This window comes from Xenorhabdus thuongxuanensis (assembly GCF_001908095.1).
Taxonomy (GTDB): domain Bacteria; phylum Pseudomonadota; class Gammaproteobacteria; order Enterobacterales; family Enterobacteriaceae; genus Xenorhabdus; species Xenorhabdus thuongxuanensis.
The window spans coordinates 1-874 of the sequence record NZ_MKGR01000095.1; the positions used below are offsets into that span (position 1 = coordinate 1).

Here is an 874-nt window from a genome sequence, read left to right on the forward strand (position 1 = left end):
AAAAGCCCTCGAGGGGGAGGGCTTTATTATATTTAAATCAAGCTGCTTTTAGAGTGGTATCAAGATCCTTATCCAACTGACGGTTTAGATACTTAACTTTATTAACACATGACTCCATCTTATCAAGTAGCTCGAAAATTCTCTTAAAATCGTATTGTTGTGTCATATTGATTCCCTTAATAATTAATTAATTTACTTAGCTAAGATTAGCTTAAATTTAAATATATGGCTTTTCATCTAATGCTGATATTGCACCACACAACGCATCATAATCATCAGCATCAATAGCTTTAGCCAGAGTATCAGCTAAATCAATATATAGATTTAGCTCTTTCAGGATATTTTTGTCAATCTTGAGAAGATCTGCGACTACAATTGATAAGTCGCGATATAATTTCAATTCGGATACTGTGTCAGAGAAAGTCGGGTTATTGCGCTGCAATTCTGGGATTGGCAGCAGCTTAGCTTTCTTTAACATTGCGCTGATTTCACCCAAAATGGCAGAATAAAGATCATTAAATCTGTTTACTGCGCGTTTAAGTAGAATTTTAATTGCTTCTTCACTATCTTTGGTCACAAATTACACTCCCTATATAATGTTTTACAATAAGTTTTACGAGGTGGTTTTTAAATAATATTTAACTGGATTTAATAACTTCCCATATAACTAATAGAATTATATTGTTATGATAATTTCACTTCACTTAATTGTCTGTGGATGTTATTTTTTATGACTAATTTTATTAAAATTAGTTTATGACAATAATTTCTGTATTCATTTGTATTACCACGGGGCGTTATACAGTAAATTACTTTTCTGGTACCTTGATGGGATATTATCTAATTTATGAAATGGCAGGTGTAATTAATTAAC

General features: G+C 31.2%; 1 protein-coding gene. It reads right to left on the reverse strand.

Going from position 1 to position 874, the window contains the following annotated elements:
- Positions 1–217 precede the first annotated feature (217 nt).
- Positions 218–577 carry a hypothetical protein gene (locus Xentx_RS18190; protein WP_074021884.1) on the reverse strand — a complete coding sequence of 120 codons (360 nt, stop codon included), beginning with the start codon at positions 575–577 and terminating at the stop codon, positions 218–220.
- Between the last annotated feature and the right edge of the window lie 297 nt (positions 578–874).